General features: G+C 38.4%; 24 protein-coding genes, 2 tRNA genes and 3 pseudogenes. 9 read left to right on the top strand and 20 right to left on the bottom strand.

The window, feature by feature from the left end; all coding sequences use genetic code 11:
- Positions 1-50: 50 nt before the first annotated feature.
- The 7 genes from BSCG_RS04335 to purU form a co-directional block, all read right to left on the bottom strand.
- Positions 51-1370: an aspartate kinase gene (locus BSCG_RS04335; RefSeq protein ID WP_004304027.1), complete on the bottom strand. Its 1320-nt coding sequence runs from the start codon at positions 1368-1370 to the stop codon at positions 51-53.
- 13 nt (positions 1371-1383) lie between these two features.
- Positions 1384-2112 carry a cell division ATP-binding protein FtsE gene (locus BSCG_RS04340; protein ID WP_004304028.1) on the bottom strand — a complete coding sequence of 243 codons (729 nt, stop codon included), beginning with the start codon at positions 2110-2112 and terminating at the stop codon, positions 1384-1386.
- A gap of 41 nt (positions 2113-2153) precedes the next feature.
- Positions 2154-2765 (bottom strand): bifunctional phosphoribosyl-AMP cyclohydrolase/phosphoribosyl-ATP diphosphatase HisIE, encoded by a 612-nt coding sequence (hisIE, locus tag BSCG_RS04345; protein WP_004304029.1) that lies wholly within the window; start codon positions 2763-2765, stop codon positions 2154-2156.
- Positions 2766-2895: 130 nt separating this feature from the next.
- Entirely contained in the window at positions 2896-3651 is a 756-nt protein-coding gene (hisF, locus tag BSCG_RS04350; protein ID WP_004311503.1) for an imidazole glycerol phosphate synthase subunit HisF, read from the bottom strand.
- A 103-nt stretch (positions 3652-3754) separates the two neighbouring features.
- On the bottom strand, positions 3755-4474 hold the full coding sequence (hisA, locus tag BSCG_RS04355; RefSeq protein ID WP_004311504.1) for a 1-(5-phosphoribosyl)-5-[(5-phosphoribosylamino)methylideneamino]imidazole-4-carboxamide isomerase: 720 nt from the start codon (positions 4472-4474) through the stop codon (positions 3755-3757).
- Between the two features lie 18 nt (positions 4475-4492).
- Entirely contained in the window at positions 4493-5083 is a 591-nt protein-coding gene (hisH, locus tag BSCG_RS04360; protein WP_004297048.1) for an imidazole glycerol phosphate synthase subunit HisH, read from the bottom strand.
- A complete protein-coding gene (purU, locus tag BSCG_RS04365) occupies positions 5083-5940 on the bottom strand; it encodes a formyltetrahydrofolate deformylase (RefSeq protein ID WP_004297049.1) in 858 nt (285 codons plus the stop codon). The genes hisH and purU overlap by 1 nt, the downstream gene beginning before the upstream one ends.
- Before the next feature lie 442 nt (positions 5941-6382).
- Here purU and BSCG_RS04370 point away from each other — a divergent pair.
- The 4 genes from BSCG_RS04370 to BSCG_RS04385 all read left to right on the top strand — a co-directional run bounded on the left by BSCG_RS04370 (position 6383) and on the right by BSCG_RS04385 (position 9507).
- A tRNA-Asp gene (locus BSCG_RS04370) sits at positions 6383-6456 on the top strand.
- Between the two features lie 55 nt (positions 6457-6511).
- Positions 6512-6585 (top strand) — tRNA-Asp (locus BSCG_RS04375).
- Positions 6586-6828: 243 nt separating this feature from the next.
- Positions 6829-8061, top strand: a complete 1233-nt coding sequence (locus BSCG_RS04380) for a site-specific integrase (protein ID WP_008777169.1) — start codon at positions 6829-6831, stop codon at positions 8059-8061.
- Positions 8062-8181: 120 nt separating this feature from the next.
- The gene (locus BSCG_RS04385) at positions 8182-9507 is read left to right on the top strand and encodes a hypothetical protein (protein ID WP_008777168.1); all 1326 of its coding nucleotides are present in this window, start codon (positions 8182-8184) and stop codon (positions 9505-9507) included.
- A gap of 278 nt (positions 9508-9785) precedes the next feature.
- Here the strand turns inward: BSCG_RS04385 and BSCG_RS04390 are convergent, their stop codons facing one another.
- From BSCG_RS04390 to BSCG_RS04405, 4 genes are read right to left on the bottom strand one after another with little or no spacing between them, the layout of a single operon-like run.
- Positions 9786-10079 carry a helix-turn-helix domain-containing protein gene (locus tag BSCG_RS04390; RefSeq protein WP_008777167.1) on the bottom strand — a complete coding sequence of 98 codons (294 nt, stop codon included), beginning with the start codon at positions 10077-10079 and terminating at the stop codon, positions 9786-9788.
- 59 nt (positions 10080-10138) lie between these two features.
- Positions 10139-10441 (bottom strand): DUF3876 domain-containing protein, encoded by a 303-nt coding sequence (locus tag BSCG_RS04395; RefSeq protein ID WP_008777166.1) that lies wholly within the window; start codon positions 10439-10441, stop codon positions 10139-10141.
- 10 nt (positions 10442-10451) lie between these two features.
- Positions 10452-10757: a helix-turn-helix domain-containing protein gene (locus BSCG_RS04400; RefSeq protein WP_008777165.1), complete on the bottom strand. Its 306-nt coding sequence runs from the start codon at positions 10755-10757 to the stop codon at positions 10452-10454.
- Positions 10754-11053 (bottom strand): DUF3408 domain-containing protein, encoded by a 300-nt coding sequence (locus BSCG_RS04405; RefSeq protein ID WP_008777164.1) that lies wholly within the window; start codon positions 11051-11053, stop codon positions 10754-10756. The genes BSCG_RS04400 and BSCG_RS04405 overlap by 4 nt, the downstream gene beginning before the upstream one ends.
- A 491-nt stretch (positions 11054-11544) precedes the next feature.
- On the opposite strand from BSCG_RS04405, the gene mobA reads away from it, so the two are divergent.
- A complete protein-coding gene (gene mobA, locus BSCG_RS04410; RefSeq protein ID WP_008777163.1) occupies positions 11545-11994 on the top strand; it encodes a conjugal transfer protein MobA in 450 nt (149 codons plus the stop codon).
- A gap of 68 nt (positions 11995-12062) precedes the next feature.
- Here the strand turns inward: mobA and BSCG_RS04415 are convergent, their stop codons facing one another.
- From BSCG_RS04415 to BSCG_RS04420, 3 genes are all read right to left on the bottom strand, one after another.
- Positions 12063-12386 (bottom strand): helix-turn-helix domain-containing protein, encoded by a 324-nt coding sequence (locus tag BSCG_RS04415; protein ID WP_008777162.1) that lies wholly within the window; start codon positions 12384-12386, stop codon positions 12063-12065.
- Positions 12387-12542: 156 nt separating this feature from the next.
- Positions 12543-13184 carry an RteC domain-containing protein gene (locus tag BSCG_RS0127955; protein ID WP_032849768.1) on the bottom strand — a complete coding sequence of 214 codons (642 nt, stop codon included), beginning with the start codon at positions 13182-13184 and terminating at the stop codon, positions 12543-12545.
- Between the two features lie 31 nt (positions 13185-13215).
- Positions 13216-13707, bottom strand: coding sequence for a hypothetical protein (locus BSCG_RS04420; protein WP_032849767.1), 492 nt, complete (start codon positions 13705-13707; stop codon positions 13216-13218).
- Between the two features lie 153 nt (positions 13708-13860).
- On the opposite strand from BSCG_RS04420, the gene BSCG_RS04425 reads away from it, so the two are divergent.
- Both BSCG_RS04425 and BSCG_RS04430 read left to right on the top strand, forming a co-directional pair.
- The gene (locus BSCG_RS04425; protein ID WP_008777159.1) at positions 13861-14628 is read left to right on the top strand and encodes a LuxR C-terminal-related transcriptional regulator; all 768 of its coding nucleotides are present in this window, start codon (positions 13861-13863) and stop codon (positions 14626-14628) included.
- 21 nt (positions 14629-14649) lie between these two features.
- Positions 14650-15012, top strand: coding sequence for a hypothetical protein (locus BSCG_RS04430; protein WP_008777158.1), 363 nt, complete (start codon positions 14650-14652; stop codon positions 15010-15012).
- 402 nt (positions 15013-15414) lie between these two features.
- On the opposite strand, the gene BSCG_RS04435 is transcribed toward BSCG_RS04430, so the two are convergent.
- The 6 genes and pseudogenes from BSCG_RS04435 to BSCG_RS04455 all read right to left on the bottom strand — a co-directional run.
- Positions 15415-15837, bottom strand: coding sequence for a GNAT family N-acetyltransferase (locus BSCG_RS04435; protein WP_004311505.1), 423 nt, complete (start codon positions 15835-15837; stop codon positions 15415-15417).
- Between the two features lie 64 nt (positions 15838-15901).
- The gene (locus BSCG_RS04440) at positions 15902-16480 is read right to left on the bottom strand and encodes a Crp/Fnr family transcriptional regulator (RefSeq protein WP_004311506.1); all 579 of its coding nucleotides are present in this window, start codon (positions 16478-16480) and stop codon (positions 15902-15904) included.
- Between the two features lie 105 nt (positions 16481-16585).
- On the bottom strand, positions 16586-17149 hold the full coding sequence (locus BSCG_RS04445) for a flavodoxin (RefSeq protein WP_004311507.1): 564 nt from the start codon (positions 17147-17149) through the stop codon (positions 16586-16588).
- 98 nt (positions 17150-17247) lie between these two features.
- Positions 17248-17322 (bottom strand): annotated as a pseudogene (locus BSCG_RS30655) (sugar O-acetyltransferase); the annotation flags it as partial.
- 55 nt (positions 17323-17377) lie between these two features.
- Positions 17378-18205 (bottom strand): carboxymuconolactone decarboxylase family protein, encoded by an 828-nt coding sequence (locus BSCG_RS04450; protein WP_008777156.1) that lies wholly within the window; start codon positions 18203-18205, stop codon positions 17378-17380.
- Between the two features lie 11 nt (positions 18206-18216).
- Positions 18217-18585 (bottom strand): annotated as a pseudogene (locus BSCG_RS04455) (putative quinol monooxygenase); the annotation flags it as partial.
- A gap of 831 nt (positions 18586-19416) precedes the next feature.
- Between BSCG_RS04455 and BSCG_RS04460 the strand changes: the two are divergent.
- Positions 19417-23627, top strand: a pseudogene (locus tag BSCG_RS04460) (acyl-CoA dehydratase activase).
- A 4-nt stretch (positions 23628-23631) separates the two neighbouring features.
- On the top strand, positions 23632-24252 hold the full coding sequence (locus tag BSCG_RS04465) for a TetR/AcrR family transcriptional regulator (protein WP_004304037.1): 621 nt from the start codon (positions 23632-23634) through the stop codon (positions 24250-24252).
- Positions 24253-24297: the final 45 nt, after the last annotated feature.

Here is a 24297-nt window from a genome sequence, read left to right as displayed (position 1 = left end):
AAAAGAGCGCTTTTATCAGTTCGGTAAAAGCGCTCGTATTATTTGTGGAATTATTTGCCGTTGAAAAGCATATCGCTCAACGATTGTAAAGCTACTTTCTTATCACACTCCCGAATGAGGAAGGAGATGTTATAGTTACTTCCTCCAAACGAGATCATTCGCACCGGTATATCGCGCATCGCATCGAGTGCTTTTGCTTCAAAACCGACATTTTCCCATTCAAGGTCACCTACAACGCAGATGATACACATTTCTTTATCAACGGTTACTGTTCCGTATTTCTTCAGGTCGTCCAGAATCTCATTAAGATGTTTCGTGTTATCTATCGTAACAGATACACCGACTTCTGACGTACAGATCATATCGATAGATGTCTGATAGCTTTCGAAGATTTCGAACACCTTACGCAAGAAACCATGAGCCAATAACATGCGGCTGGATTTAATCTTAATAGCAGTGATGTTATCTTTTGCAGCTACTGCCTTAATCTTGCCTTTTTCCGTATCGTTAGAAATCAGTGTGCCCGGAGCCTCCGGATCCATTGTGTTCAACAAGCGGACAGGGATATTGGCATATTTAGCCGGCTGGATACAAGTAGGGTGCAGAATCTTTGCACCGAAGTAAGCCAACTCGGCTGCTTCTTCGAAGTGCAGCTGGCGTACCGGAGCGGTCTTGTCAACAATACGCGGGTCGTTATTGTGCATACCGTCGATATCTGTCCAGATCTGGATTTCGGAAGCGTTCACTGCTGCTCCGATCAGAGAAGCGGTGTAGTCGCTACCACCACGTTGCAGGTTGTCTATCTCACCGTAAGCATTGCGGCAGATGAAACCTTGCGTAATGTAGATTTCCGTATCCGGATAAAGATCCAATTGAGCACGCAATTTATCCTTAATATATACGGGGTCCGGTTCTGCGTTCTTATCAGTACGCATGAATTCCAAAGCCGGAAGCAACACGGACTTCACACCGCATTCCTGCAGGTAAAAGTTTACCATCGCCGTAGAGATAAGCTCTCCCTGTGCCAAAACCACTTTCTCTTCGAACAAAGTGAAAAGGTCTTTAGTATAGGAGCGGATGTAGTCGAAGTGGGATTTGACAACTTCAAGACCTTTCTGTTTATATTCCTGGGTTGCAAAAAGCTCATCAATATGCTGTTTATATTTTGCTTCCAGCTTATTAATAATCTCGTTGGCACCCTCCGGATTCTTCTTATACAGATAGTCCGAAATTTCCACCAATGTGTTTGTTGTTCCTGACATAGCAGAAAGAACAACAATCTTCTGTTCACCATCGGTAATCAATTTGGCTACTTCCTTCATGCGCTGAGCAGAACCTACGGAAGTTCCTCCAAACTTTAAAACTTTCATTTTCGTTACTGTTTTAGTTATCTATATTTAAATCTATTTCTATTGTTCTCTGTCTGGGCATATATTCATCAGTCACATCTACAATCTGATGGTCGGCACAACGATATACCCTGCCCGGATAATCTTTCAACAGTTGCAAATTGTGCGTCGTCATCACTACCGATGAGCCGGATTCGCAGATATTGTGCAACAATTCAACGATGGCTTTACCTGTTTCCACATCCAGATTTCCGGTTGGTTCATCCGCCAGGATGATAGCCGGAGAATTGAGTACGGCACGTGCAATCACAATGCGCTGCTGTTCGCCACCGGAAAGTTCGTTCGGAAGTTTATAACCTTTGTTGGACATTCCCACCAGTTGAAGCACTTCTTCAATACGATCCTGTATCTCCTGTTTGTTTTTCCAGCCTGTGGCACGAAGCACAAATTCCAGGTTATTATATACAGTACGGTCTGTAAGCAGCTGAAAATCCTGGAATACAATGCCTAACTTGCGGCGCAGTTGCGGGATATGCTTACGTTTGATAGATCGCATATTATAACCCAGCACTTCCGCTTCACCGTCAATTACGTCCAGTTCGCCATAAAGAGTCTTAAGCAGACTCGTTTTTCCCGAGCCTACTTTTCCGATCAAATAGACAAACTCTCCTTTGTGCAATTCCAGATTTACATCACTTAGCACACAGAGTTCCTGTTGATGGATTTCTACGTTCTTATATTGTATCAACGCCCCGTCATCCATGCCGACTCCCGTTTTAATTTTTAATTTCTAATCTTTACTTATTAATGCTTCTTCCAGGTACTGCTATGTCTTTCCTGCAGTTCACGTGCAAGATCTTCGATGCGATAGCCTTTTGAAGCAAGCAATACAATCATGTGATAAATGAGGTCGGCTCCTTCGTAGATCAAACGTTCGTCAGTACCGTTCGTTGCTTCGATCACTGTTTCCACAGCTTCCTCACCTACTTTTTGAGCTATCTTATTGATTCCCGACTCAAACAGACTGGTCGTATAAGAACCTTCGGGCATCTCTTCGTGACGCTTGTCTATGAAGTCCTGCAATGCTTTCAGGAACATGACTGGTTCTTCGTTTTTCTCCCCCCAACAAGTATCTGTGCCTGTATGACACACAGGACCTACCGGATCTACTTGAATCAATAATGTATCATTGTCGCAATCAGCCTTTATAGATACAACATGAAGGAAGTTACCGCTTTCTTCACCTTTTGTCCATAAACGATTCTTCGTACGGCTAAAGAATGTAACTTTTCCGGTTTCCACCGTTTTATCATAAGCTTCTTTATTCATGAAACCCAGCATCAAGACCTTACGTGTCTCGTTGTCCTGTATGATAGCCGGAACGAGTCCGTTCATTTTATCGAAATCCAATTCCATTTTTATATAAGTTCTAATTACTATTCCAATTTACAATTACTACCTATTCGCCTACGGAATTCTTTTGCAGACAGTTCCTATATTTATCTGACTATATAATCCATCCGCAGGAAAACCCGGCCGGGGTGCCTCACCCCCTGATGGTAATTCCTTCGCCGCAAAGATACGATTTTAATTCGGGAATTTTAATTTCTCCGAAGTGAAAAACACTGGCAGCCAATGCAGCATCTGCCTTTCCCTGTAAAAAGACATCACGGAAGTGCTCCTTACAGCCCGCACCTCCCGAAGCTATGATGGGAATAAAGAGTTGATCCGCTAAAGCGGCAAGTGCTTCATTTGCATAACCGGCTTTTACACCATCGTGATTCATGCTTGTGAAGAGTATTTCTCCTGCTCCGCGTTCCTGTGCTTCTTTAGTCCACTCGAACAGATCTTTATCCGTTTCGATGCGTCCTCCGTTCAGGTAACATTTCCAACCGTTTTCGGTCTGTTTGGCATCTACAGCCAACACACAAACTTGTGAGCCGAAATTCTTTGCTATCTCGTCAACCAACCGGGGATTGCGGATAGCGGAAGAATTGATAGAAATCTTATCTGCCCCTGCATTCAGCAGACGGTCTACATCACTTAATTCATTGATTCCACCACCTACGGTAAATGGGATATTGATATTAGCAGCAATCCGTTTTACCAATTCCGTAAAAGTCTTACGTCCTTCATGGCTTGCAGTAATGTCCAGGAAAACAAGTTCATCCGCTCCCTGTTCACTGTAAGCACGACCTAGCTCCACCGGATCACCGGCTTGGCGCAAGTTGACAAAATTCGTTCCTTTCACGGTTTGTCCGTCTTTTATATCCAGACAAGGTACTATTCTTTTTGCTAACACAATCCTATTTTATTTATTGTTCAACAATTTATAATCTATATTCCTGAAGCTCGATTCTTATCTTCCTTATAATAAAGGTATCTTATTTATTCCGATACGCTCATTACAGAAAGATTCTCAAATCTTGTAAGGTGATATGTCCTTCGTATAATGCCTTACCGAAAATAACTCCGGGAACACCGGCCTCATCCAAGGCTACAATATCATCCATCTTGCTCACCCCGCCACTAGCCATCAGATAAAGGTCAGGGAATTTTGCCAACACCTCTTTATACAAATCGATAGAAGGGCCACTCAACATTCCGTCACAGCTAATATCCGTACAGATTACTTTTCGTATACCTTTATCTATATAATTTTCGAGAAATGGAAAAAGTTCACAGGCACTTTCATCTTTCCAACCATTGACGGCTATCTTATGTTCTTTTACATCTGCCCCCAAAATAATCTTCTCACTGCCGTATATTTCCAGCCAATGACAGAATAATTCCGGATCTTTCACTGCAATGCTTCCTCCGGTTACCATCTGCGCACCGCTCTCAAAAGCAATTTTCAAATCTTCATCACTCTTTACTCCTCCACCAAAATCTATGACAAGAGAAGTGCGTACAGCAATCTGTTCCAACACCCGATAGTTAACGACATGATGAGAAGCAGCACCGTCCAAGTCTACCACATGAAGCCTGCGAACACCGTTCGCTTCAAACTCCTTTGCAACTTCCACCGGGTTCTCATTATACACCTTTTTACTATCGTAATCTCCCTGGGAAAGGCGTACGCACTTTCCATCAATAATATCAATGGCTGGAATAATTTCTATCATCTATTTACTATTTGTATCTTAGAGGTTTAAAAAGTTTGTCAGAATCTTCTCTCCTGTCTTACCACTTTTTTCCGGATGGAACTGGGTAGCATAAAAGTTATCTTTATGGAGCGCAGCACTGAACGGGTGAATATAGTCAGTTGTAGCAGCAGTAAAGTCGCAGGTCGGCACATAGAAGCTATGCACAAAATAGACAAACTCTTCTTCGGTGAACCCTTCAAACAATTTGCTATTCGTTTTTCCAATGGTGTTCCATCCCATGTGCGGCACTTTATCCTCATGTTTCTGCGGGACAAAACGTTTCACATCCACATCAAAGATATTCAAACAATCGACTTCTCCTTCTTCGGAATGCCGGCACATCAACTGCATGCCGAGACAAATTCCAAATACAGGCTGACGGAGATTCTTAATCAGTTCGTCCAGTCCCGTTGCCTTCAAGTGGTTCATGGTAGTTTCCGCCTCTCCCACTCCGGGAAAAATAACTTTATCGGCCGATTGGAGTTCTTCTTTATCAGCAGTAATCACCGCTTCTACCCCCAACCGCTTTAAAGCATAATCCACAGAACGAATATTGCCGGCATTGTATTTTACAACTGCTACTTTCATCAGCTAAATATTACTGTTTTATTTTTATAAGCCAAAACTTTGCGCTCGATGTGCTTCTGCACTGCACGCGAAAGAACGATTTTTTCCAAATCCTTTCCTTTATTTACGAGGTCTTCAATAGCATCTTTATGAGTAATGCGCACTACATCCTGTTCAATAATCGGTCCGGCATCCAGCTCTGTCGTTACATAATGACTAGTTGCACCAATAATTTTCACCCCTCTCTGGAAAGCTGCGTGATAAGGCTTCGCCCCTACAAACGCAGGAAGGAAAGAATGATGAATATTGATAATCTTATTCGGATAAGCATTAATCATCTGTTCGGAGATCACCTGCATATAGCGTGCCAATACAATAAATGTAATCTTATGTTTGGCAAGCAATTCCATCTCTTTGCGCTCCTGTTCTTCTTTCGTCTCCTTGGTGATAGGGAACAGATAGAAAGGAATTCCGAAACGTTCTGCCACGTGCTGCAAATCCGGATGATTACTTATAATAAGAGGTATCTCTACATTCCACTCTCCTGCCGTATACCGGGCTAACATATCGAAAAGACAGTGTGACAGCTTGGATACGAAAATAGCCATACGTGGTTTTACATCAGAGAAATAAAGACGAAAATCCATTTCATATTTTTGCCCGTAGAGTGTTCTGAAATAATCTTCAATTTTTTCCTGTGGAACCAGAAAATCTTTCAGTTCCCATTCAATACGCATGAAGAAGATGTTCTCTACATGATCTACATACTGATCCAAATAGATAATATTTCCTTTGTTTACCGTAATAAAGTCTGTCACTTCCGCTAGGATTCCCGGTTTGTCGGGACAGTGCAATAACAGTTTGGCTGTTGTCATCATTCTTTCTACTAATTAACGATTCTAGGCAGATTATTTTCTACCTTTCTAATTTTAGTCCGCAAAAATAACGATTTATTGCAAAATTACGAATTATTCAAGCAGAAAGTTGATATAAAAACGGTGATTTCTTACAGATAGAAAGATATCGAGAGTTATTTTCAATGAAAAGAATGACAAACTTTAGGATAGTGACGCCATTGCCTTCGGATAGTGACGGTATTCCATCGTGATAGCGTCACTATAACGATCAGATACCGTCACTATCCGAAGAGAAGAAAAACGAATATTTTTTTTCATTACAAAAGTACTCAAAATGAGACACTAAGCATTTTTCTTGTTTTTTCTTGAAAAAAACTTTTCTCAAAACGCTTGCAGGTTTACAAAAAACAACTACCTTTGCACCCGCAATCGAGAGAGATGCAGATTAATAAATTGAAATTCTGGTGCGTTAGTTCAGTTGGTTAGAATACATGCCTGTCACGCATGGGGTCACGGGTTCGAGTCCCGTACGCACCGCTTCTTTCACTAAGAAGCAGAGAGAAATATAAATGAGTTAATCCAATTAAAATTTGGTGCGTTAGTTCAGTTGGTTAGAATACATGCCTGTCACGCATGGGGTCACGGGTTCGAGTCCCGTACGCACCGCGAAAGCAAATAGCAAATGAAAGCAAAGCTCTGAAATTCAAGGATTTCAGAGCTTTTTCTTTTTCTCTGCTTCGGCAAAAAATAGCGGTTTCAGGCAGTTCTCACGTGGCTTATTCGTGGGACTTTTTGAAAGCCGTTTTTGTTCCCACGAATTGACGCATTTGTCTTTGATTGTCAGCTTTTTGCGTAGCTGGTTTTTGAGTGTAGCAAACTAATTTTGTACCACTTAAAAATCAAAGAATTATGGGAGCAGTGAAAAGAAACACACTAAGCGTATTGTTCATCATCAAGAAAGCGAAACTTCTGAAAAACGGTGAAGCTCCTATCTGCATGCGCATCACCGTAAACAAACGAGTAGCCGAAGTTATGATTAAACGGAGCATTCCTGTAGATTTATGGAATCAGAAAAAGGAATGTTCCAAAGGAAAAGACCGTGTAGCCACTGAACTAAACTACTATATTAATACGGTTCGTGCCAAAGTATTACAGATACACCGTGAACTGGAAATAGACAACAAGCCAATAACAGCTGATACAATTAAGGATTGTTTCTACGGACGGGATAAGGTACAGCGTAGCTTGCTGGAGGTGTATGCAGAGCATAACGAAAAATGTCGTGCCCTGATTGGCAAGGAATATACAGAAAGCACCGTTACCAAGTTTGATACTTCCATAAACCGGCTGAAAGAATATATCCGCAGTTGTTACCACTGTGATGATATAATGTTGGCAGAACTGGACGGGCAATTTATCCGTGATTTTGATTTTTGGCTGAAAACGGAGAAGCATTGCCAAAACAATTCCGCATTGAAACATTTGAAGAACTTGAAAAAGGTTGTTCGCATTGCTTTGGCTAATGACTGGATAAAGAAAGACCCGTTTTACGGCATCCACTTCAAGCAGGAGGAAGTAAATGTAGAGTTTCTCTCACGTGAAGAACTGGATATTCTGATGAACAAGGAATTTGCTATCAAACGGCTGGAGCAGGTAAGAGATATTTTTATCTTTTGCTGTTTTACTGCACTTGCTTTCGTGGATGTGCAGCAGTTAAGCCGTGAACACCTAATAAAAGACAATAACGGTGCTTTGTGGATACGCAAGGCACGACAGAAAACCAATCAGATGTGTAATATTCCTGTTTTATCCATTCCTCAAAGGATATTGAGGAAATATGAAGATAATGTAGAGTGCATAAAAAAAGGAGTACTTTTGCCTGTAATCAGTAATCAACGCATGAACGCCTATTTAAAAGAAATTGCTGATGTATGCGGCATAGCCAAACGGCTGACCACTCATGTTGCCCGTCATACTGCGGCTACCGTTGTTTTTCTCGCTAATGATGTATCAATGGAAAATGTATCTAAGATTTTGGGACATTCCAATATCAGAATGACACAGCATTATGCACGGATATTGGATAGCTCCATTATGCGTGATATGATAAACGTAGAAAAAAACTTTAATAGAAAACAGTAGATGTTTGCTTTTTATCAATAAATCTCTAACGAGTATTTTGATAATATATATAATAACTATATCTTTGGTAAGCAGCAGATAATTGTATTTGTGATATTATTATATAAGCACTTATTTTTTATGAATACGACAACAAAGAGCATAAGGACTTGGAAGAACAAAGAAGGAAATCTTTGTTTTAGCTATAATATGAAACAACCAATGGAGAAACCATTAATAATTATAATTATAGGTGCATGTATTGGAACTGTAATACTTGCTGAATATCTATGCTTTAATACTACCTATAGTTTATTTCCCCTACTGTTTTTATTTATGTTTACTTTTATGTACTGGTGTGTTTATCCATGTAAAGATAATGAAGTGGTAGAGGAGATGATGATGAACAAAAATGTGAACTTACGTCTGCATAATGAATTAAAAAGGTATGATAAAAACGTCTATGAAGTGAAGCGTAAATTCCATCAAGATACAAAAGGTACATACGGTATTATAACTGGTACTTATATGTTAGTGTTATTATCTAATGGAGAAATTTTAGAATATGAATTGAAGTATCATAAGCCTACAAAAACAGAACATGCATATCATGAGTTTATAAAAAGGCCCATACAATGTATAAATCCTGAACATAAAAAAGTTATAGAAATAAGGAGTCTTATTAAATGGTGGACACAGATTACAATACCCGAAAAAGTAAAACTTTCATTAATTATACTCGCATTTGTTAGCATAGGTATTGCTTTAACTTCTTTATACTCATGGATAATAATAAAATTAGAATGGAAAGCCATTGTTTTTTTTATTGGATATATCGTTATATTTATGCTTTTACAATCACTAATCAGTAAGAGTAAAAATAGAATAGTAAAGACAATTAATTTTGCAATTTCTTTACCAATAGTAATTACTAAGATATTGTTCAATTTAATGCATCCAACAATAATAGTTTTAATGAGCTACATGTGTCTGGGGGCATATGCATTTGGAGTACCTATAGTAATTGTGATAGTTTTAAACTTCTTGCTTGGTCTGAATATTTCATGGGAGACTATGTTTTTCATTACACTTGCAGTAGGTTCTATTATCAGTGTTCACGGGGCAAAATTTATTCATTGGATGATAAAAGAACACTCTCCATTGAAGAATTGGGAAAACCATAAATATGAAGCTGTTCAGACTGAATTAGCTCTCTATGTTATCAATAAGAATAATGTGAATTTTCTTATTTATTTAGCATACTTCTTATTTCTCTCTATATCAGGATTAATGCAAATACAGTATAATGAACCACTGATAACAACTAATATTGATAGTGCGATATTGAAAGCTTTTCTTGTTTTCATAGCTTTCTCAAATATGGTCAATAAATCAAAAGATGTCGAAATAAAGACAAAACCATTGTTAGACAAAATGATTAGATTGATAACGACACATGATGAATAATAGATTTTGCTATTTCGTAATATGATAAACCATAAATTTACTATAAGTATTCATTCTGTAAATAGACTTTCCGAAGTTGAATAAAACATTAACAAAGGTAAGCTCCGTATTCCGTCCGTTCAAGTCCAAGCCCTACGGGTTTGAAAGAAAATCTCCACGCCTGCGCTACGCTCCGGGTAGTATTTTCTTCCAAAGGCTTGCACAGACGGATTACTACACTGGTAGAGTTAATGTTCTTAGTCAGTTTCGGAAAAAATGTATTTTTTTAGGACGGTAGGTCATTCCTGTCGTTCCTTGTTGTAATAGGTCTGCAAAAGCCGTTCTATATCGCTTTCACGGTAGATTATTTTGCCTTTTATCTGAATATAAGGGATAACGCCCGTATCTCTCCATTCTTGCAGCGTCCGGATGCTTACTTTCAAATATTTGGATGCTTCCTGGTTACTTAGAAACTTTTCGCCGTTCAGGTGTGGTTTGCTTTCTTTTACCAGTTTACCGATACCCTCTAACATTCTTTCCATAGACTGAAAGAAATCCTTAATTATCTCACTGTTGCCGTTTATCAGTTCCATATTGTTATATCGTTTTATTGGTTTATAATTGGTTTAAATGATGACAGGCACACACCTTGTCAGTTACGCAGATACTCGCCATAGTAAGATAAGGAAATACTATCTTTGACCGCATCATAGCTTATATAAAGCCGTTTAAAGGCTGAAACGATGAAGTAACGGCTATCTTCTTTCTGTATCTCGTAAACGGCTGGTTTTGCCTGTCCGTTATCCGATAAATGGAGCATCGAAAGGAAATACTTTCTCTTGCTTTGGTATATCATCACCGTAGGATGAAGATTTAAACTTTCCCATATTCCGACAATAACAGACAATTTGAATGACTGGTTTACTCCTGTATTATTTTCTTCTTTCTTTTTCATAGGGCAATATTTATTTATTGTTTGATTTATAATTCGCTTTCTTGTTTTCCGTACATTCTGCAATCAGTCTTTCAATATCGGCAGATTTATAGTACAGTTTATTACCGATTTGGGAGTAACCCAATTTGCCACTGTCCCGGTAGTTCTGCAAACTTCGGATGCTGATACCGAGCAGGGCGCACACTTCACGACCTGACAACCATTTCTCCGGCTGGTGGGTATTCTCTTTACAAATCCGTTCCACCTGACTGATGAAACCGGAGAACCGCCCACATACTTGTTTAAAAGTCTGTTCCTCAATAGTTACGATATTCATACGTCTTTTTCTTTTGGCTGGTTGAATATTCCTTTTTGTATTTCTTCCCGGTAGAGAGCCGAAAGGACATCATTGTGCGCACCTAAATGTTCTTCCAGTACGTTATCAATGAAATTTCCGATGCTTACTTGTTTGTTTGTAATCACGCCTACAATCTGAACGATACGTTTTTGTATCTCTCCGCTTATGTACACGCTTTGACGGTTGCAAACCGACCGTTTTTTAAGGAACACCGATTTATAACTTTCCCGTTCCTTACTTGCTGTTTCCTGTAATGATTGTTTTACTTCTTCCATACATTTAATTTTTAATGATTTATAAATAAGTTGATTGATTCCCGATACTGATTGAAAAAATGCAAGCCAGTTTTATAACTATGTCCCTTTATCTTTAAATAGCTTTCAAACATGGTTTAAAACTATATTCAGACCTTGTTTTACTGTCTTATATATTGCCACCACTCAATCATTTTTCAGCAAAGAAAGAGGTAAAAACAAACGCTTTTAAAAATGGGGTTACTTTGTCTGTTTATGTCACAATTTGGCGCAACCGCCTATATTTCGGGAGGGAATTACTGTCTGTAATTTTGCAACTGATAAACAGACAGAGGATAAAGCCAAACCGCTTGCTTTTGCAATCTGACTATAGGGAAGATTTTTGTTATCACATGATAACAGCAAGTTGTGTTTTGAGGCCCGCGCTTCGCTTTTTGTGCCTCAAAACCTTGCCACCTTTTAAGGTGGTTGGTTTTACTCCGAAGTCGTAAAATCAGTAAATAATTATCATTATGGAACAGAAAAAGAAGCCATTTAACAAAGGTGGGCGCAAGCCTAAACTTGACCCACGAACACACCGCTATTCTCTTAATTTAGACGATGTGGAGAACGCTAAGTTCTTAGCCTTTTACGACCAATCAGGCTACAAGGTAAAGGCGCATTTCATTAAGAACTGTATTTTCGGGAAATCGTTTAAGGTGCTTAGAATTGATAAAAGCAAGGTAGATTATTACATCCAACTCTCCCAATTGTTTTCACAATTCAGGAGCATAGGCATACTGTATAACCAAACGGTGAAAGAACTCCATTCCAATTTTGCGGAAAAGAAAGCACTTGCCTTGCTTTACAAACTGGAACGATATACTGTTGAACTGGTAAAGACGAACCAGCAGATTATTGCGCTTACCAAACAGTTTGAAGCATCTTATAGGGAAGAGGGAACAATATCAGCAGGGAAGTAAATACAGACTTGCCAAAAGAAAAACATCCCGAAACTGCCACGTGTACAGCTCCGGGATGAATTTCACTCTTACTTATTCGCTCCGTGTTCTTTCTCGAACTTTCGGAGCGTGCCCACATCGAACCGTTCCTTTATGAACTCACGCACATCGGAAGCCCGGTAGTAGGCTTTTCCGCTAATCATCATAAAGGGTAGCAGTTTTTTGCTTCTTAATCTCTGTAATGTCCGGGTACTGACTTTGAACAGCAGGCATAAATCCTGATTATCCAAAAGTTTGTCATTCGGCATTACTTCTGGGTTGGTTTGCAAACTCTTTACATCTTTGCCGACTTCTTCCAGTTTATCAAGTAGCTTTTGCATCCAGTCTTTGAACTCGTAACTATCTACATACATATTGCTTCATTTTTCAGTTTATACACTAATGCTTACCAATCGATTGATGAAGCAAAGTTCGGAAAAGGGAAGCAAAGAAAATGGGGGAATGGTACACCTAATCCCCCATAAATAATTTGTAGTACGGTGATTATCAATATAACAGAAAATTCCTTTTTACAAATGGTTATAACCATTATCTCTGCTCTTTTTTATAATAGCGACTTTCAAGCTATCTAAAAATTCTGTTATTTTAGTAGGTTTCCTTTTGATAACCGCAATTTCTTTTTTGTATATATCTCCAAAATTAATGTTGAACATCTTTTCAAAAATCCGGGCAACATCACTTAAAAATATGTCCTTGTTATCAATCCGAACTATTCCATCTTTGATGTAAAAAATACCACAAACCAATTCCATTATATCTACAATTTTAATAACCTCATTGTTTAAGTAGAATGGAGATTTCCAATCAGATTCTATATTGATGAAAAATTTTGGATATTCCATTTGGCGATAGATTAGTTCTTGTTCCATATTTATTAAAGACAAGAGTTTATCAAGATATATAATTTTCAGTTTACTATTTTCAGTAGGAGAAGTTTCTTCTAATGCTTTTATTGTTCCAAAATCTATATAACTCATATTTAATTGCCTGATACGTATTTTATTATCGTGCTCTTTATTGAGATAATCGAATAAATCTTCAACAAATTCAAGATATGCAGAAGTTATTTCTTCTATCACAGATTTTTCCTTTTGGCAAGGATGCTTTAGCAATTTATATATTTGCTTTTCTGTTAAATCCCATTTTGGCATAATCTTTCTTAGAAGAAAAAGTGTAATTGTTTTATAAGTTTTTTGCTATCTTCTGCCATTTTTTCTGCCTATGTTTATAAAATTTAAGCGTCCACCAAGCGGCAAGAGCTGTTAAACCACCTGCATATAAATCAACCATATCTGTATATCTTGTTACATTAGGAGAAATTTCTTCCATGTTGATATAATGATTCCATATAGTTACTTTTTTATTATACTCATTTGTTACTATCTCTCCTGTGCTTTTATCCATTTTGATTACGTTTATTGTATGTTTTCCTACTGGAATAAATCCATGTAGGAACATTTTAAAGCAAAAAGATTTCCCTTCTTTCCAAGTAGGAGAAGTATTATCATAAGATACAAAACTGGCTTTTGGCTTGCAAATTTCTCTTAAGGTATCAATATCCTGAATTTTACACCAAATATTTTCCCTGTTAGCTTCAAACTCAGAAGTAACAACTACTCTACGTCCTACAACCTCTTTTCCGCCACGTGTCATTAAACAAATTTTCTTTATCATACTACATGAATTAAAATATTAAACATCTATTTATCTTATACTTATACTGATTTCATTATCTTTGTGCAAAGATAGAAGCAATAGACTCTAAAGGCAATAGTCATTTATAATGAGAGAACGTGCAAATATCTAATAATCAGATATTTTTAAAATATGATAATTGAGGAAATTGAGAAGCAAATAATAAACTTACTCCCGACATCAAACATACTACTTGATGAGGTAGACTATTCCATTCTCGAAGAAAGGAAAAAGGACTGGAAAAAACTCTCGGAAGTTACGCACAGTATTGTGTTGGCGTTTGATTGCTACACTAAAAAATTTGTATTTGTTTCTGATAACATTCCTGAATTATATGGGCTTGATTCCCATAGATTGTTTATAGACGGGCATCAGCCAGTAGTAGAGGTTATACATCCAGATGATATATACTACGGATTAATTGTAAGAAAGAAAATCTATTCGATATTGAGTTCGTTCTCCAATGAAGAAAAAATGAACTATAAAGCCATTCATGAAATGCGGGTGAGGAATCTACGAGGTGAATATATCCGTATAATAGAGCAGGAACAGGTCATTGAGTTGGATAAATCAGGCAATATTTGGCTTATGCTGTCGGTTATTGATGTTGACGCAAGCCATGAATCAGAAATTATTAAAAGCCACCTATATAACTTTAAAACTGGAGAACAGATTTTTATAGATTTATCTGATACATTGGATGAACCTTTAACAAATAGAGAGTTGGAGGTTTTGCGTTTGATGAAGCAAGGCTTGTTAAGTAAAGAGATAGCAAACACTTTGAAAGTTAGCATCAATACGGTGAATACTCATAGACAAAATATATTGCAAAAGCTAAAAGCCAATAATTCGATTGAGGCTGTAAATTTTGCTCAAAGGTTAGGTTTGTTCAATAAGTAAATATCATATAATAGTAATAAAATGGAAAATAAAAATGTTACAATAGTAGATTTGTTTATAGATATTCTGTCTAAAAATAAAGATACACAATCGCAAAACATGGTAAAATGTTTAAAAGTTTTCATTCGCATTCCTGAATGCGCTGAATTTTTAAATGTTATTATTATTAATGCAATGGGATATAAATCTCAAATAAAATCTACAACGGTAGATAAAGCTGTTGAATGTATAATTAATCAGTCTAATAATAGAGTAGATGAAGATAATTCCCTTGATGAACATCAAAAACAGCAAATTAAGAAAGATAATGAAATCATATTAAGAATGTGTGCAGACATCACCAAGAATAAGTTAAAGGAAACTGAACAACTTATTGAAGATTAATTTGCCTAAAAGCAGAAATACATTCTAAATATTACTATCTTTGCACCAACTCAAACAACCACCGCAACACCAAGCAATCTAAAGAATTGCGCACGTGGGGTTATTAGTGGGAGAAAGATTTTAGAGATTGCTAAGATATTGAGTATGTGAAGAATAAAACTAAGGTTCATCTTCCGTACGCACCGCGAAAGCAAATAGTAAATTAAAGCAAAGCTCTGAAATTCAAGAAATTCAGAGCTTTTTTCTTTTTCTTCACTTCATTTAAAACAGAGTTTAAGTAGGCGATAGATGTGCCCATTCAAACTCTACAATGATTTTTTAACCAATCATTTTATTCAAATGTAACATTCATCTTCAATTAAAGGTACCTATACTAAGCATCTGTTTATAATTGAACAGAGACTACAACTGCATGTGTAAAATAGGATATTCCTTACCTTCTCCGTCCAAATTCGACCTTTTATATATGTTAAAACCCATATATTCATAAAAACCGACAGCTTGAACATTTTGCTCATTCACATCAACTTTAGTTACTTGCAAATTATCTATGGCATAAGTTATTAATTTTTTTCCGATTCCTGCGCCTCGATACTTATTGTCAATAAATAACATTTCAAGATTTCCTTCTGCAATTCCCATAAATCCGATTAAGATTCCCTCTTGTTCAAATCCGAATAGATTAACATACTGAAAATATACCGGAAGTCGTTCTTTATAGTATAGAAAATCTTCCTCTTTAAGAAAATCATGTGTACTCAATACTGCACTTTCCCAAATTTCCATCAAACGTGGATAATCCGTAACTTTAATTTTTCTAATCATACTTGTAATTGCAATTTAAAGCCGCAAAGTTCGTTACTTATACATTCAAAACACTGAACCCAAGTTAAAAAATACGTTTACGGATTCTGCTTAGTGCTTGCTGTGTGATACCCAAATAAGAAGCTATATCTTTTAATGGTATATAGTTTAATGTAATACCATATTCTTCCATCATCTGTAGATAATACTGTTCAGGAGAATATTTAATCAAGTCGATATTTCTTTTCAAAAGTTTATTCAACAATATAGCATTTAAATCTTCAAATACAGTTTTTACTTTAGGGATAGCGGTATATAGTTCATTTACTTGCTTCTTGTCTATTCGGTAAATAACACTATCTACAATTGTTTGCACATTAAATGCAGACCTAGTTTGTAATGTAAAAGATATGTTTGACATTGAAAATGTACCCTCTTTACAAAACCAGAAAGTTTGTTCTTCCCCGTTATGATTTAAAAGCCAACAACGTAATATTCCATCAAAAACGAAATAACTATACCTCTCTGTTTCTCCTTCCTTAATCAAAAATGTACCTTTACTAACTAATATTCGTTCAAAATATTGGTCGAATAACTTAAACTCCTCCCAATTAAAAATATTAGTACTAAAATTAAATTCTTTAAGTAGTTTTTCTAAAAGCATAATCTAAATATGATTCGTAATATACTTACTCATTTAATATATTCACTATTACTTCCGCCCTATTTAACTTCTCATATTTAGTGAATATATTTTCAGTAGCCATTTTTATATTACTCCTTTCGCCCAGTCTCCGGCCTGCTTGACACTTCCGTTCAACAATCGGCTTTCTCCCCATACGATTTTTGGATAAAGTTTCTTGAGTTGTTTTACACTATTAGTTATTGAGCTTCCTCCGGAAGTAGCAAATGGAATAACGGTTTTACCGGAGAAATCATATTTCTCAAGGAATGTATTGACCGGACGCGGACATAAATTCCACCATATCGGGTAACCAAGGAATATCACGTCGTAATCTTTCAGATTAAGCGCTTCTCCCCCCAATTCTGGACGTGAATTTTCAGTCGTCATTTCAATTGAACTACGGCTACTCTTGTTGTTCCAGTCAAGATCTGCCGAGGTATAGGCTGTAGCGGGAGTTATCTGATAAAGTTTGCCGCCAACCGTTTTTGCAATGGCATCGGCGGCTTTTTCTGTAGTTCCAGTACAAGAGAAATAGGCAACCAGGATTTTCTTATCGGACTGTACATTAGTATCCGCTGTCTGATTCTGCGCTTTTGATGAGCAGCTAAAGCAAAGGAGACTCATAAATATGAATATAATCTGTTTCATTTTATTTTGATTTTAAATATTTCTTATCATTAATTAGTTTAGACATTATCACGATGGAGTAACCCCACAGGCGTTTTCATTCTTCCATTACTTTGATAATTGCCCATATCGTCCATCAAACGATGTATTTCTTCTGTATTAAGCGCTTTGCGCGTCTTTACATATTCCTTAAAATTCCTCGGTAGTCATATTATTTCCTTTCAAAAGATAAAGCAGGATTAGCAAAAATCATCGTTTAGTCTGTTCGAGTTTGTTATACTCGTCATCTGTGACCGGCTCAAGCCACTCATTGGAAGTGTTTTCACCGGAAACTTCGAAAGCCAGATGAGCAAACCAACTGTCGGCAGCAGCTCCGTGCCAGTGTTTCACATTGGCAGGAATATGGATAACCGTACCAGGCAGAATCTCTACCGCCGGTTTACCTTCTTCCTGATACCAGCCTCGACCGGCTACACCGATAAGCATCTGTCCGCCACCTTTCGTTGCACGGTGAATATGCCAGTTATTGCGGCAACGTGGTTCAAAAGTAACGTTAGAGATATTCACCTGCTCGCGCGAAACCGGAGCAAGATAACTGTTACCAATAAAATACTGTGCATAGGCTGTATTGGGTTCGCCAATAGGGAAAATCATCTCACGCTGGAAAGCTGTTTTGGCATCCTCACCAACAATATCTTCAGACCATACTCCTTTTGCCAAATTGAACGCTGCCCACGCTTTCGGCCAACCTGCATAGAAACCTATATGAGTGATAATCTCTGCGATCTCCGTGCGGGTGATGCCGTTCTTCTTCGCCGACTGAAGATGATAAACGAGCGAATTGTCCGTGATTCCCATACTGATAAGGGAGGTAATGGTTACTAAACTGCGGTCACGCAGACCGAGTTTGTCAGTGCGGCTCCAAACTTCTCCAAAGAGAACATCGTCATTAAGTTCCGCAAACTTGGGGGCAAACGTTCCTAACTGGTCGCGTCCTGCCGTCTGTACTATCTTTTCTTGTACCATAACATTGAGTGTTAAAATACTAAATACTGAAAATAAAAGGAGTTTATTCATAATCATTTCGTTTATTGAATGAAGTTATTAATGCAATTTGCGGGGTTAAGCGGCATTTGGTCAGAGAGTACGAGAGTCTTAACCATGTGCAGCGTTCCTTGCTTGTACTTTTGAAAATGCTCCGATGCAATATGAGATTTATAAGCCTCCTGACTCGCGTAAGTTTCAAGAATAGTTATCCTGCCAGGATTCTCTTTTTCGCTGACGGCATACATAGTCAGCACTCCCGGTTCAGTACGCAAGGAGACTTCACCCACTTCGGTCGCATATTTCATATATTCTTCAAGATACTCCGGATAAACCTCGATTTTCGATAGCCGCACAATACCGTCAGCCGCCATAGGTAATTTGGCGCACATACCAGGCTGCTGTTTTATATCCTTTTTCCCTGTCATACTGCATGATAACATAACGAATAAAGACAAAACACTTAGAATTGTTTTTATCATCATCTTCTATCTTTTCATTGTTAAACTTCTGATTGCAAATTTACTGCGATAAAACGAATGGAATTGTATATCAATTACGGATTTTTGTACCCAAATCCCCGATTCTGTAATAAAGCCGAATAAAAATCAGATATTAGAAGTAAAGTTATTCATCTGTTTTGAGACCGATAAGCTACTTTTCTCATCAGACTCTTGACAAATGACTTTTTATGTTGTATCTTTGAGAAAAGAAAAAGTATAAACAACATGAAAATAGAAAGAAATAATCATACATAAATCATAAATAACCTGGTATTTTACAATACCACTCCTATACGATATGGGGCAATAGTCGAATGATTATTGCCCCATTTTGTTTATAATTCAGCTTAAAATCTCTCGTCTGATCCTAGAACTGTTCTACAATAGTTTATAATAAACTCGAATACCGTTTTACTAAAACTATCAAAAAGTTTATTATAAACAGAATCCGGGTTTATTAAAAGCCACGTTACCTTTTGTCAAAAATAGAGTAAACAAGATTTCTAAGATTCACCATAAAAGATCTACTACAACCCAACAAGTAATATAAATACACAATTATTCATTTACGTCTTTTTTTACACGATCGTTTTCCTCCCTCACATTCCATCTTTCTTTTTTCCCAATTCGTTAATTAAATCAAAAACTTCAATTACGATTTGCCGTATCTACCATATTTTTACATACATTTGCGTCTGACACAGATGTCAAACACGAGGTCTAATTTAAGATATTTGGTATATGAATGTATATAAAGTGGGTTTAGATATAGGCTCTACTACCACTAAGATGGTAGTATTGGATAAAGATGGAACTACAGTCTTGTTTTCCGGATACAAAAGGCATCAGGCAAAAATACAAGAATGTTTACTCGGATTTCTTTATCAAATAAAGGAACAGTTGGGTGATATTCCTTTATCTTTCCACATTACGGGCTCTGTTGGAATGGGAATTTCAGAGAAATGCTCTCTGCCGTTTGTGCAAGAGGTTGTAGCTGCAACAAACTATGTGTGCCGGGAGCATCCGCACACAGCCACTATGATCGATATTGGAGGAGAAGATGCGAAAGTTGTTTTCTTTCAGGACGGACAGGCTACAGACCTGCGCATGAATGGAAATTGCGCCGGCGGAACCGGGGCTTTCATTGACCAGATGGCTATTCTGCTTGGAGTCTCCATCGACGAATTGAATGAACTAGCACTTCGTTCCAATCAGGTATACTCTATCGCTTCACGCTGCGGAGTATTCTGCAAAACGGACATACAGAATCTGATAGCCAAAAATATATCTAAAGAAAATATAGCAGCTTCCATTTTCCATGCAGTAGCCGTACAGACCACTGTCACACTTGCACGCGGTTGCAATATCGTAGCTCCGGTATTACTCTGCGGTGGCCCATTGACTTTTATTCCGGCCCTTCGAAAAGCATTTGCCAACTATCTGAATCTGTCACAAGATACAGATTTCATATTACCGGAAAAAGGAAATCTGATCCCTGCCTGGGGAGCAGCATTGGCAGAGAACAATGAAGAAAGTATTCATCTCTCCAACCTGATACAGGTAATAGAAAACAAACTAAGTGTTACCTCACCTTTCCAGAGTGATCTTTCTCCTATATTCGACAGTGAGGAAGAATATCGGTCATGGAAAAAAGAAAAAGACCAGTATAAAATTCAATATGCCAGTCTGCGTCCCGGATTACAGGAAGCAACTATCGGCATAGACTCCGGCTCTACTACCACCAAAATCGTAGTACTCGACAACAATCATCGTATCCTTTACTCCTATTATCACGACAACAACGGAAACCCTATAAAAACAGTAGAGAACGGCTTGCAGAAACTATATGAAGAATGCCGGAGACGAGGAACTACCCTGCGCATAAAAGGAGGATGTTCTACCGGTTACGGAGAAGATCTGATAAAAGCGGCTTTCCACATGGATGCGGGAATCATTGAAACCATCGCTCATTATGCTGCTGCCAAACATATCAGCAAAGAAGTTTCTTTTATCCTGGATATTGGAGGGCAGGATATGAAAGCCATCTTTGTGAACGACGGAGTAATCAACAGAATCGAAATCAATGAAGCCTGTTCCTCCGGTTGCGGTTCTTTTATCAGCACATTTGCGCAATCGCTGGATTACAGTGTGGAGGACTTTGCCAAAGCAGCTTGTTTTTCGCAAGCACCATGTGATCTGGGTACACGTTGCACAGTCTTCATGAACTCCAAAGTAAAACAGGTACTTCGGGAAGGAGCGTCCGTAGCGGATATAGCTGCCGGATTATCTTATTCCGTTGTTAAAAACTGCCTGTATAAGGTTCTGCAATTAAAAGACACGGAGATACTTGGCGACCATATTGTCGTGCAGGGAGGAACCATGCGTAATGATTCCATCGTACGAAGTCTGGAAAAGCTGACCGGGAAACAAACCTTCCGCAGTAACTGTCCTGAATTGATGGGTGCTCTTGGTTGTGCCCTATATGCCAAACAAATCGAAAATGCCCGGGTGACGGAGCTGAACGAGATGCTCCAATGGGCGCAATATACTTCCAAGCAACTTCAATGCCGGGGTGCGAGAACCAGTGCGCCATTATGCGATATACGTTCAACAATGACAACCATTACTTCTCCGGCAACCGATGTGAAAAGGTATTTTCCAATAAAGGAAGCCATGCGGACAAAGGCATCAATACGTATGATAAAAAGCTGGAATTATTATTCGACCGGAGCGCAGACATTCCACAACCCCTATTTACCATAGGCATTCCACGTATTCTGAATATGTATGAGGAATACCCTTTCTGGCATACCTTATTTACTGCTTGCGGCATTCAGGTACAGTTGTCGGCCCCCTCTACATTCAGCAAATACGAGACTGCTGCCGGCATGGTGATGTCTGATAACATCTGCTTCCCTGCCAAACTTGTGCACAGTCATATCCGTAACCTGACACTGCAAAACGTCAACCGGATATTTATGCCGTTCGTTGTTTTCGAGAAAAAGGATAAGCAACAGCAAAACAGCTATAATTGCCCCATCGTTTCCGGTTATTCGGAAGTCATCAAAAGTGTACAGGAAGAGAATATACCGATAGATGCTCCGACTATCACCTTCAAAGATGAAGCATTGCTGTATAAACAATGCTATGAATATCTGAAATCTTTGGGTATCAGGGATGAGGTATGCAAAAATGCCTTCTCACGCGCATTACAGGAACAATATGCTTTCGAAGAAAAAATTGCTGCCTATAATCAGGAAGTTCTGAACGAGGGACGGGAAAAACACAAACTGATTATCTTACTCGCCGGACGCCCTTACCATAGCGATCCACTGATACAGCACAAGGTTTCGGACATGATTGCTGCGATGGGAGTTTATGTGATAACTGATGATATTGTCCGCCAGCAGGAGATTTCATTGGAAAAGACTCATTACCTCTCTCAATGGGCATTTACCAACCGTATTCTGAAAGCAACCAAGTGGGCGGCAATGCAAGAGGGTGACATACAATATATGCAGATGACTTCTTTTGGCTGCGGTCCGGATGCTTTCCTTATAGATGAAGTACGTAACTTGCTGAAACGATACGGCAAGAATCTTACTTTGCTCAAGATAGACGATGTTAATAATATCGGCTCCATCAAATTACGAGTCCGCTCGTTGGTGGAAAGCTTGAATTTCAGTTTGAAACATTCTCAAGCGAAAGATCCCGAGCCATTTGTTTCAACTGCTCCTTTCACCAAGAAAGACAAAAAGAAGAAAATCCTCGCTCCATTCTTTACGCCTTTCATTTCACCACTCATTCCATCCATCATGAAAGTGGCCGGATATGAAATGGAAACGTTACCGTTGAGCGACACCGCATCTTGCGACTGGGGATTGAAATACTCCAATAATGAGGTATGTTATCCGGCAACATTGATTGTCGGCGACATAGTAAAAGCCTTTAAAAGCGGACGTTATGATCCTGCCAATACGTGCGTTGCCATCACACAAACCGGTGGACAATGTCGTGCCAGCAACTATATTTCACTGATAAAAAAGGCATTGATTGAGAATGGATACACCAATACACCGGTGGTATCACTTGCTTTCGGCAGTGGTATTGAAAATGAGCAATCCGGTTTTAAAGTAAACTGGCTCAAGGTTTTGCCAATCATACTTGCGTCTGTGTTATACAGTGATTGTATCGCTAAATTCTATTATGCAGCCGTCGTTCGTGAGAAAGAACGGGGACAGGCCGCCCGTCTGCGCGATCTTTATCTGGATACAGCACAGCCCATCATCCAGAAAAATAAACCGGAGGACTTGTTGAGTTACTTATATCTCGCTGCCAGAGACTTCAACAAAATCTGTGAACAGAGATCCTGTCACAAAGTAGGTATTGTTGGAGAAATATTCCTGAAGTTCAACCCTTTTGCTCAAAAGGACGTCACCTCATGGCTCATCAACCAGAAGATCGAAGTGATTCCGCCACTGATAAGTGATTTCTTCATGCAGGGATTTGTCAACCTGAAAGTGAGACAGAACCAACACTTGCAGCGAAAACTCACTCCCGACTTTGTTATCGACTGGTTATACAAGAAAGTCCAGAAGCAGATTAATAAAGTGAATGAAATCGGCAAAAATTTCAATTACTTCACGCCGTTCGAATCAATCTTTGAAAAGGCAGAAAAAGCTAAACAAGTCATCTCCCCGGGCACCCAGTTTGGAGAGGGTTGGCTGATATCCGGTGAAATACTATCCTTTGCTTCCCAAGGAGTCAATCATGTCATTAGCTTGCAACCTTTCGGATGCATTGCCAATCACATTGTAGAAAAAGGAATAGAAAAACGTATAAAATCGCTGTGCCCTCAAATGAATATACTATCTTTAGACTTTGACAGTAGCGTCAGCGATGTGAACATAACAAACAGATTATTACTTTTTATTGACAACATAAACAACTAAAATTATGGCTACAACGGAACATAGCGATTTAGAGCAGCAAATAATAAAAACTGCCCAACAACTTTTTATAGAAAAAGGATTTGTGGAGACCAGCATGAGTGATATTGCTGCAACGGTAGGAATCAACCGGCCCACTTTACATTATTATTTCAGAACCAAAGATAAGATGTTCAAAGCCGTGTTCGGCTCGATAGTCATGTCTTTAATGCCGAAAATACAGGATATAGTAAAACAGGATATCCCATTTATGGAGCGACTAAGCATGATTCTGGATGAGTATATTGAGCTTTTCACAAGTAATCCCTGTCTTCCCAGATTCATTTGCGGAGAAATACAGCGTGATGTAAACCACTTGCTTGCCACTGCAAAAGAACTTCAGTTCGGAGATGCTTTATCCCAAGTGAAAGACAGTATACTGACAGCAATGGAAGACGGTAAACTTAAAAAGGTTCCGATACATATTGTATTTCTGACTGTCTACAGCCTATTGAGCTATCCATTTCTTGCCAAGAACCTGATAGTATCTTTATTCTTGGAAGATGAAGCCGCTTTTGCTGACTTCCTGCAAGAATGGAAACAAAACATCATCAACCAATTGCAGAACTTATTGTGTTATGAGGAATAGTATAGATACTATATAAGGAGGTGTGTCATAATGAATAATAAAACG

Origin of the sequence: Bacteroides sp. 2_2_4 (genome assembly GCF_000157055.1) — a bacterium.
Lineage (GTDB): Bacteria > Bacteroidota > Bacteroidia > Bacteroidales > Bacteroidaceae > Bacteroides > Bacteroides ovatus.
This window is presented reverse-complemented; position numbering and strand designations above follow the sequence as displayed.

What these genes read in the sequence shown, in the direction of transcription:
- BSCG_RS04415 (WP_008777162.1), bottom strand. Translation starts at nt 12,386, where the DNA reads ATGTATGTAGATAGTTACGAGTTCAAAGACTGGATGCAAAAGCTACTT.
- BSCG_RS04425 (WP_008777159.1), top strand. Translation starts at nt 13,861, where the DNA reads ATGATAATTGAGGAAATTGAGAAGCAAATAATAAACTTACTCCCGACA.
- purU (WP_004297049.1), bottom strand. Translation starts at nt 5,940, where the DNA reads ATGATGACAACAGCCAAACTGTTATTGCACTGTCCCGACAAACCGGGA.
- hisH (WP_004297048.1), bottom strand. Translation starts at nt 5,083, where the DNA reads ATGAAAGTAGCAGTTGTAAAATACAATGCCGGCAATATTCGTTCTGTG.
- BSCG_RS0127955 (WP_032849768.1), bottom strand. Translation starts at nt 13,184, where the DNA reads ATGCCAAAATGGGATTTAACAGAAAAGCAAATATATAAATTGCTAAAG.
- BSCG_RS04465 (WP_004304037.1), top strand. Translation starts at nt 23,632, where the DNA reads ATGGCTACAACGGAACATAGCGATTTAGAGCAGCAAATAATAAAAACT.
- BSCG_RS04440 (WP_004311506.1), bottom strand. Translation starts at nt 16,480, where the DNA reads ATGCTTTTAGAAAAACTACTTAAAGAATTTAATTTTAGTACTAATATT.
- hisIE (WP_004304029.1), bottom strand. Translation starts at nt 2,765, where the DNA reads ATGGAATTGGATTTCGATAAAATGAACGGACTCGTTCCGGCTATCATA.
- BSCG_RS04340 (WP_004304028.1), bottom strand. Translation starts at nt 2,112, where the DNA reads ATGGATGACGGGGCGTTGATACAATATAAGAACGTAGAAATCCATCAA.
- BSCG_RS04390 (WP_008777167.1), bottom strand. Translation starts at nt 10,079, where the DNA reads ATGGAACTGATAAACGGCAACAGTGAGATAATTAAGGATTTCTTTCAG.
- BSCG_RS04335 (WP_004304027.1), bottom strand. Translation starts at nt 1,370, where the DNA reads ATGAAAGTTTTAAAGTTTGGAGGAACTTCCGTAGGTTCTGCTCAGCGC.
- mobA (WP_008777163.1), top strand. Translation starts at nt 11,545, where the DNA reads ATGGAACAGAAAAAGAAGCCATTTAACAAAGGTGGGCGCAAGCCTAAA.
- BSCG_RS04380 (WP_008777169.1), top strand. Translation starts at nt 6,829, where the DNA reads ATGGGAGCAGTGAAAAGAAACACACTAAGCGTATTGTTCATCATCAAG.
- BSCG_RS04400 (WP_008777165.1), bottom strand. Translation starts at nt 10,757, where the DNA reads ATGAATATCGTAACTATTGAGGAACAGACTTTTAAACAAGTATGTGGG.
- BSCG_RS04385 (WP_008777168.1), top strand. Translation starts at nt 8,182, where the DNA reads ATGAATACGACAACAAAGAGCATAAGGACTTGGAAGAACAAAGAAGGA.
- BSCG_RS04450 (WP_008777156.1), bottom strand. Translation starts at nt 18,205, where the DNA reads ATGAATAAACTCCTTTTATTTTCAGTATTTAGTATTTTAACACTCAAT.
- BSCG_RS04420 (WP_032849767.1), bottom strand. Translation starts at nt 13,707, where the DNA reads ATGATAAAGAAAATTTGTTTAATGACACGTGGCGGAAAAGAGGTTGTA.
- BSCG_RS04405 (WP_008777164.1), bottom strand. Translation starts at nt 11,053, where the DNA reads ATGGAAGAAGTAAAACAATCATTACAGGAAACAGCAAGTAAGGAACGG.
- BSCG_RS04445 (WP_004311507.1), bottom strand. Translation starts at nt 17,149, where the DNA reads ATGAAACAGATTATATTCATATTTATGAGTCTCCTTTGCTTTAGCTGC.
- BSCG_RS04435 (WP_004311505.1), bottom strand. Translation starts at nt 15,837, where the DNA reads ATGATTAGAAAAATTAAAGTTACGGATTATCCACGTTTGATGGAAATT.
- hisA (WP_004311504.1), bottom strand. Translation starts at nt 4,474, where the DNA reads ATGATAGAAATTATTCCAGCCATTGATATTATTGATGGAAAGTGCGTA.
- BSCG_RS04395 (WP_008777166.1), bottom strand. Translation starts at nt 10,441, where the DNA reads ATGAAAAAGAAAGAAGAAAATAATACAGGAGTAAACCAGTCATTCAAA.
- BSCG_RS04430 (WP_008777158.1), top strand. Translation starts at nt 14,650, where the DNA reads ATGGAAAATAAAAATGTTACAATAGTAGATTTGTTTATAGATATTCTG.